The 6,467-nt window shown below is 64.6% G+C and carries 6 protein-coding genes; 4 read left to right on the top strand and 2 right to left on the bottom strand.

Going from position 1 to position 6,467, the window contains the following annotated elements; translation table 11 throughout:
* Positions 1-438 precede the first annotated feature (438 nt).
* The gene (locus ACYOEI_RS40320) at positions 439-753 is read left to right on the top strand and encodes a hypothetical protein (protein ID WP_462856309.1); all 315 of its coding nucleotides are present in this window, start codon (positions 439-441) and stop codon (positions 751-753) included.
* Between the two features lie 66 nt (positions 754-819).
* Positions 820-1,848 (top strand): helix-turn-helix domain-containing protein, encoded by a 1,029-nt coding sequence (locus tag ACYOEI_RS40315; protein ID WP_462856308.1) that lies wholly within the window; start codon positions 820-822, stop codon positions 1,846-1,848.
* Positions 1,849-1,857: 9 nt separating this feature from the next.
* On the opposite strand, the gene ACYOEI_RS40310 is transcribed toward ACYOEI_RS40315, so the two are convergent.
* Positions 1,858-3,174, bottom strand: coding sequence for a DNA methyltransferase (locus ACYOEI_RS40310; protein WP_462856307.1), 1,317 nt, complete (start codon positions 3,172-3,174; stop codon positions 1,858-1,860).
* Positions 3,175-3,497: 323 nt separating this feature from the next.
* Here ACYOEI_RS40310 and ACYOEI_RS40305 point away from each other — a divergent pair, with 323 nt between their 5' ends.
* Positions 3,498-4,382 carry a glycosyltransferase family 2 protein gene (locus ACYOEI_RS40305; protein ID WP_462856306.1) on the top strand — a complete coding sequence of 295 codons (885 nt, stop codon included), beginning with the start codon at positions 3,498-3,500 and terminating at the stop codon, positions 4,380-4,382.
* Between the two features lie 54 nt (positions 4,383-4,436).
* Positions 4,437-4,790, top strand: a complete 354-nt coding sequence (locus ACYOEI_RS40300; RefSeq protein ID WP_462856312.1) for a lipid-A-disaccharide synthase N-terminal domain-containing protein — start codon at positions 4,437-4,439, stop codon at positions 4,788-4,790.
* A 118-nt stretch (positions 4,791-4,908) separates the two neighbouring features.
* Here the strand turns inward: ACYOEI_RS40300 and ACYOEI_RS40295 are convergent, their stop codons facing one another.
* Complete coding sequence (locus tag ACYOEI_RS40295) at positions 4,909-6,366, bottom strand: RNA polymerase sigma factor (RefSeq protein ID WP_462856305.1); 1,458 nt, start codon at positions 6,364-6,366, stop codon at positions 4,909-4,911.
* Positions 6,367-6,467 lie beyond the last annotated feature (101 nt).

Here is a 6,467-nt window from a genome sequence, read left to right as displayed (position 1 = left end):
GCCCTGAGGGCATGTCACGCCGGCCGAATCGTCCAGCGAACGAATTATCGCGGCCATCGGGCTCGGTCAAGTTGTCTTGCCGAACCACTCGGCCGCGTTTCTCGTCACCACCGTTGTCAGCGGCGACGAGGGACATAATACCCGACCCTGGCCGAGGGTCAATGACCTACTCGGTTTTTTCTCGATTTCTTCCTGGCGGAGGTCCTGACGGGTGTGGCATCGGGCTAGGCGATACAAGCCGCAATGTCGCGGCGTGGTCCGGCTCGTGTTGATGAAGAGGCGTTTGGAGCGAGGTCGATAAAGCCAATCGGCCGAGTTGGAGTCGCTCGCGCTTGTTTCATGATTGCCAGCCTTGCCTACGACGAAGCGACACGGAAGTTGACTGAGGCCCTCGGCCAAGTTGAGCCCGAGTAGGCCCTGGGGGGTAGAGGAGTCGTCGTGACCATCGCCATGCCGATCCAAACGGACTGGGTCAAGAATGTGCTCTTCGACCGGGGATATCTTGCCCGGATCCGAGGAGATTCGATCAAAGTCTATCTCGCCATGCTCGAAGCCTGCGGTGGCGAGCCCGACAAGAGCATCACCATCAGCCTGAACAGGCTCATGGCGAAGACACGCCTGTCGTGCCCTACGGTCATCGAGAGCCTCTCCCGTCTTGAGGATCTCGGCCTCGTCGTCTCCACGACGCACGAGCGGGGGAAGGTGAAGACCTACTACATCTCCGACCCCCCTCCCGCGAGCCTGACGGCCTGACTCGCGCCGGCGACCGTCCCAACTCGAATCCCGCAACTCGGCCCCAAAGTAAGGTGACCGCAGGTCATGGCCCCCTTCTTCTTCCGCGTCGAGCACGACCTCTTACGGTCCGAGTCGTTCAAGCAGTTGGGCGGCTCGGCGATCAAGGTCTATCTGGTCATCGGCCTCTACTCCGACTTCGGCTCGGACTGGGCTTATCCGAGCATCCGCACGATTGCCCGCCAGGCAGGCCTAAGTCGGCAGACCGTCCTCGCTGCTATCGAGGAGCTCAGCAAGAACGGCCTCCTCGCCGCGAGCAAGTCGAAGGGACGGTCGACCGCCTACAAGATCATTCGCGATGCGCCGGTACGTCCGGCCACTACCAAAGGGCCGAAGGCGTCCAAGAACCTGCCTACCGGTGTCCCAGAATTTTTAGGGGTAGGGCCTGAAACTGTCCCAAATCTTTTAGACCCCCCCCTCGAGACTGGTCAAAATTCTTTCGAGGCCCTGGCCCAGTTCCTCGGCCCGGGAGGCCCTGCGGATGGGCCCAAACGAGAACCAAGAACGAGAGAAGACACTGCAAGCATCCCGATTCCGGGAACACCCTTCCGCCTGTCCGCCGAAGGGCGGCTTCTTGTTGCTGTCGATTTGCAGGAACTCCTGACCAATCAGGGAATCCCCAAGCACCTCGCCGAGCGCATCGCCGCGCAGAAGGATCCGGAGGACGTCGCCAAGGTCCTGCTCAACGCCCTCTACCTGCAAAGCCAAGGTAAGCTGCAGAACGGCCCCGGCTACATCCGCGCCGGACTCGAAGACGGCTACGATCTCTTACCTCAAGTGGCGACTCGACTCGAGAGTCGCAGGCGGGAACTCGAGGCCCGACTTCAATCCATCGAGGCGAAGCGCGAGCGGCAACGCGAGGAAGATGCCCGCGAAGGGGAAGAAGCCGCGATCAATCTGCTCATCGACAGCCTGGGAGCCCGCGAACTGCAGGACCTGATCAACCGGGCGATCTCCTCGCTGCCCGAGCCCATCGTCCGACGCAACCCGACCCTCTCGAACCCCTTCGTCCGGGGCAAAGTGTACGAGCTGGCTTGCGGCGAGCCTCTGTCGTAACTCTTGACTTCAATTTGGTTTGCGCACGATCACGAGGTCGCGTACCTGCCCGAGCATCCGCCCCTCGGAGCGGGCACGTCGGACGTGCTGGGGCAAATAAGCCCCGTCCATCGGGCAGCTGATCCGTCGCTCCGGCAGGAAGCCGGCCGCGACGAGGGCTTGATAGCCATAAAAAGCGTGGTCGAGGTAGCCGAAGCCGGCGGGCAAGTCTTTTTCCGTCTGGTTGGCGAGCAAGAGCGCGAAATAGCCGCCGGGTCGAAGCACGTCGAAGGCGCCCCGAGCGAGTTGATTCAACGATTCGATCCAGGCCGCGAGGGGTTCGGTGTCGACCCCCTCGCGGCCGTATCGTCGCGCGAGCATCGTATGATAGGGGGGATCGCAGAAAATCAGGTCGCATCCGCGGGTTTCGAGTGGAAATCCCGTCTTTACGTCGTGTTCGACGATGTCTGGACGCACTGAGCTGAGGTCATACGCGAGGCATCGGCGTCCCATCGACTGGCAAACGTCGAGAGTCGTACCCCCGCCGGCCATCGGATCGACGACGAGGGCCTCCGGCGACGTGTAATAATGCAAGGTGTGGGCGACGATGCCCGGCGGGATCGATCCCGGATGGGGGATCCCGAAGGCACGGTCGTGCTTGAACGCCCAGACGTCGTATGGCGTGGGACGGAACCCGGCGGCGAAACGATTCCTTCGACGTAGGTCTTTATAAGCGGCATAAACAGACTTGGTCCCGGCGTCGAGCTGGGCGACTCCGCTGACGGCCCGAGGGTCCCCCCCCTGGGCGGTCTTCCAGACGGCCCGGGCCTGGCGGTAGAGGTCCTTCCCCCCGAGGCCGAGGGCCTTCGCGATTCGAGCGTCGGTACGACCCTTCCGATCGTCGGAATTCCGACAGTCGGAATCCTCCGTCTGGAACTGGCGGAGGTTGCCGAAGCGACGCTCCCTCGAGGCTTCGGCCTCGAGGTCTTCCAGGGCGTCAGCCTCGCGCATCGTCTGGCTGAACGTTTTGGTCCGTTGGCGGTTGTACTCGAGGATCGCGAGCTGGCGAGCGGCCTGCGACCGGATGTCCTTCACCTCGCAGGGGACCTCCAGGAGGCCGAGCCTGCGGGCGCAGGCGAGCCGGCGGTGTCCGGAGATGACTTCCCAACCCGATTCCGAGGCGACCACGACCAGGGGGACGAGGATTCCGTGATCCCTCACGCTCTCCAGGAGGCCGTCGGTCTCCGCGTCGGGATCTCCGTAAACGGCGATACTGAATGGGCTTGAGGCGAGGTCGCTCGCGAGGAAGGGGAGGACGGCCGGTGGGTTCAACAGGGTGGAGCTCATGGCTGGGGCGTCCTTGTCCTCAGCGCTTCTTCACTGAAGCTTTGGGGGTGCTGCCGCCGATCCTTGCTGGGGCGTGGGCAAACTATCAGAGGGCCTGGCGTCTGTCCAGGAAGGTTTCGCGACGCGGATCGCACGGGATTTTGAGGGGCGAGTTGAGACCGCTGATGACCTGCTGGATTGGGTTTACGCGGGGCCCCGTCGGGTTTGGGTTTGTTTTGGGATGGACGGGGAAATCATTGTGTGGACAATGCCCGAGTGATCGAGACCAGGAAGGTTTCATCCCCGGTCCGTCTCTTGCAGCGGTGGGCAAGGAGGCCTGCGACATGTCGTCCATGCGACAGGATCCGTCACATCGGCCAGGTCCGGTAGGACGGTCCAGGGTTCATACTCCGGGCGACTTCTCGAAGTCGGGGCCGGAGGGTCAAAACACACTCTCCGTGATCGTCCCCGCCAAGAACGAGTCTGCGAGTTTGCCGCAACTCGTCGACGAGATCGCGCAGGCGCTTCGGCCACTCTGCGTCGATGGCCGGATGCAGGCGTTCGAGATCGTTGTCGTGGACGACGGCTCCACCGACGCGACGCCCGAGGTCTTGCGAAGCCTCTACGGCGACTATCCCGAGCTCAGGCCCGTGACCCTGGCGGCGAACGTCGGGCAGTCCGGCGCGACCGCTGCGGGCTTCCGCGCGGCCGAGGGCCATTGGGTCGCGACGCTGGACGCCGATCTCCAGAACAATCCGGCCGACCTGACGATCCTCTGGGACGCGCTCCCCGGTCACGACGCGGCGCTCGGCTGGCGGACCAAACGTGAGGACGTCTGGTCGAAGCGTGTGATCAGCCGCTGGGCGAACCGGGTCCGCAATGCCGTGCTCGGCCAGTCGATCCGAGACACCGGGTGCTCCGTCCGGATCTTCTCGAGGGAAATGGCGGTCCGGCTCCCGATGTTCCATGGCTCGCACCGGTTCCTGGGGCCGCTCCTCCTCCGTGAAGGTTGCCAGATCGTCCAGGTGCCGGTGATTCACCGCCCCAGGCCTCACGGCATCTCTCACTACAACATCTGGAATCGGTCGCTCCGAGTGATCGTCGACCTCTTGGGCGTGGCCTGGCTGATGCGCCGACCCGTCCGCTATCGGGTGGCCCACTCCTCGGTCGACCTCCCCTGCCCCGTCCCTGCCACCCAGTCCCGACCTGGCGTCGGGCAGGAGGTTTGAGTCATGTCCGACCTGTCGAAGGTGATCGCGGATGTCGGGCATCTGCTCTGGAACATGTCGATCTGGGTCAAGATCGGGTTCCTGGGACAGGCCGTCTTCACGGCGCGGTTCCTGGTGCAATGGCTCGCCTCCGAGAAGAAGCGAGACTCGGTCATCCCGGTCGCGTTCTGGTGGCTGAGCTTGTTGGGGGGGGCGACCCTGCTCGTGTATGCGATCCACCGGCGCGACCCTGTGATCATCGTCGGTCAGGCGATGGGGCTGGTCGTGTACGTCCGGAATCTCATGCTCGTCGCGCGTGCCAGGCAGCGCGCGGTCAAGAGGGCTCGAAAGGCTCTCGCCGCTGCCGAGGACAACGCCCCGATTTCCAAGCCGCACCGGGTGGATGCCCCGGTTCAAAAGGTCTCCTGAGCGGGGAACTGGCCGGGTCAGGGAATTTCGGGCCAGACCGAAACCACGAGAGGGGCCGCGCGTCGCGATGACGCGCGGCCCCTCGTCGATTTGGATCCTCAAGAGATTCGAGTGAGCATCAGTTCTTCGCAGGAACGGAAGTCTTGCTGCCGGGCGGATTCAGGCGGGCACGGATGAGCCAGTCTCCCTTGTCGAAGGGCTCAGGTTCGTCGACGTCGGGTAGGCCGGTCAGCGACGAGCCGCTCCCTTTGGAATCGTGGTGGACGTACACGCCCTTGGTCTGCGCGGGGTCGAACCCGACGGCGATGATGAACTTGCGGGGGACCTCAGTCGGCTTCACCTCCATGCTGACCCATTTGGGTTCGCCGCGACGAAACGTGGAATAAGGAAATTTAAAGGTTGAGAGCTTGTGGAAGTTCTCGTCGCAGAGGTCGATCTCGAAATCCTCGGCCGGCGGCTTGGGATATCCGTATCGAGAGCCGAAGAGGCGGACGGAGGATAAGACCCAGCCTTCGCCGGGGGCCTCGAACTTCACCGCGTGCCCGCCGCCGGCGATGCTCCGCATCCCCGCGGATTTCCCGTCGTCATGCTTCAACTCGCGGGGCTCTGGGGTCTCCGGCGCGAGGGCGACATCCGGGGCCTTGGGGCGAGCGGGGGGCATCGCTTGTCTCGCAGGCGAGGGGTCCTGGGGGGCGTGATTCTTCGACAGGGGGAAGGTGACTCCCAGGGCCGCGGCGGAGACGAGGCCGACGCCCAGGAGGGAGAGGGCGGCGACCTTGACCTTGTGAACGAGCAGCATCTTCGACACTCCTTCCGCGAGGACGACGACGGACACCGGGACCATCCCGGAGCTCGCCGAGGGGCCGGCCGTGAGGCCGACCACGACTTTCGCCGTTTTCTCCGCCCAACCGGGCGCGGGCGGATGTATCGCGGGGGAGGCGACGAAGAGGTCCGCCGAGGGGGCCAGGCCTCGCCTGGACATTCGCCCTCGGAGTCGCTCGCGGCCCCTGGCCAGCCGAGTCTGGATCGTCCGGACCGAGCAGCGGAGTTGCTGCGCGGTCTCTTCGTAGGTCAAGCCTTCCAGATGAAAGAGGATGATCGGTTGGCGATACCGGTCGGGCAATCGCTCGAGTTCCTGGTAGAGCTCTTCCCAGGTCTCGGGGGCCGGGCCTCGGACCTCGTGGCGACCGGCGCTCTGTTCGCCGCCGCGCATCTCGGCCTGTTGCCGGCGGGCGGCGTGGGAGCGGGCGCGGGCGGAGACTCGCGAGGCGACGCCGAAGAGCCAACTGCCGACGGATTCGGACTGGCGGACCGAGCGGGCATGTCGGGCGAGGACCAGGAAGGTGGCCTGGGCCGCGTCTTCGGCCTCGTGGGCGTCGCGGAGCCGCGCCCGGCAGACTCGGAGCACCATCGGGCCGTGTCGCGCCACCAATGCCTCGAACGCGAGGCCGGCTCCGGCGTCGTGTCCGGCCAGGAACCGCCCCAGCAGCTCTCCATCCGAGATCCCGACGAACGTCCCTTCCGCAAAGATCGTTTGGATCGTCCCGAGCGTCTCCGCCAACCGCTCCCCGGCCATTCGCCCTCCTCCTCGCCCGCCGATTCTCGCCCTGTAGTGCCGGCGTCTGGGCGACATTGCTTCAAATTTATTTCCGAGTCCGGAGTATTTTCTCCGAGCGG

It is taken from the genome of Singulisphaera rosea, assembly GCF_054877945.1.
Note: the sequence above shows the minus strand (reverse complement) of the source record. Positions and strands in the feature narration are given on the sequence as shown.

Coding starts and splice junctions, on each gene's coding strand:
- ACYOEI_RS40315 (WP_462856308.1), top strand. CDS start 820: ATGGCCCCCTTCTTCTTCCGCGTCGAGCACGACCTCTTACGGTCCGAG.
- ACYOEI_RS40310 (WP_462856307.1), bottom strand. CDS start 3,174: ATGAGCTCCACCCTGTTGAACCCACCGGCCGTCCTCCCCTTCCTCGCG.
- ACYOEI_RS40305 (WP_462856306.1), top strand. CDS start 3,498: ATGTCGTCCATGCGACAGGATCCGTCACATCGGCCAGGTCCGGTAGGA.
- ACYOEI_RS40300 (WP_462856312.1), top strand. CDS start 4,437: ATGTCGATCTGGGTCAAGATCGGGTTCCTGGGACAGGCCGTCTTCACG.
- ACYOEI_RS40295 (WP_462856305.1), bottom strand. CDS start 6,366: ATGGCCGGGGAGCGGTTGGCGGAGACGCTCGGGACGATCCAAACGATC.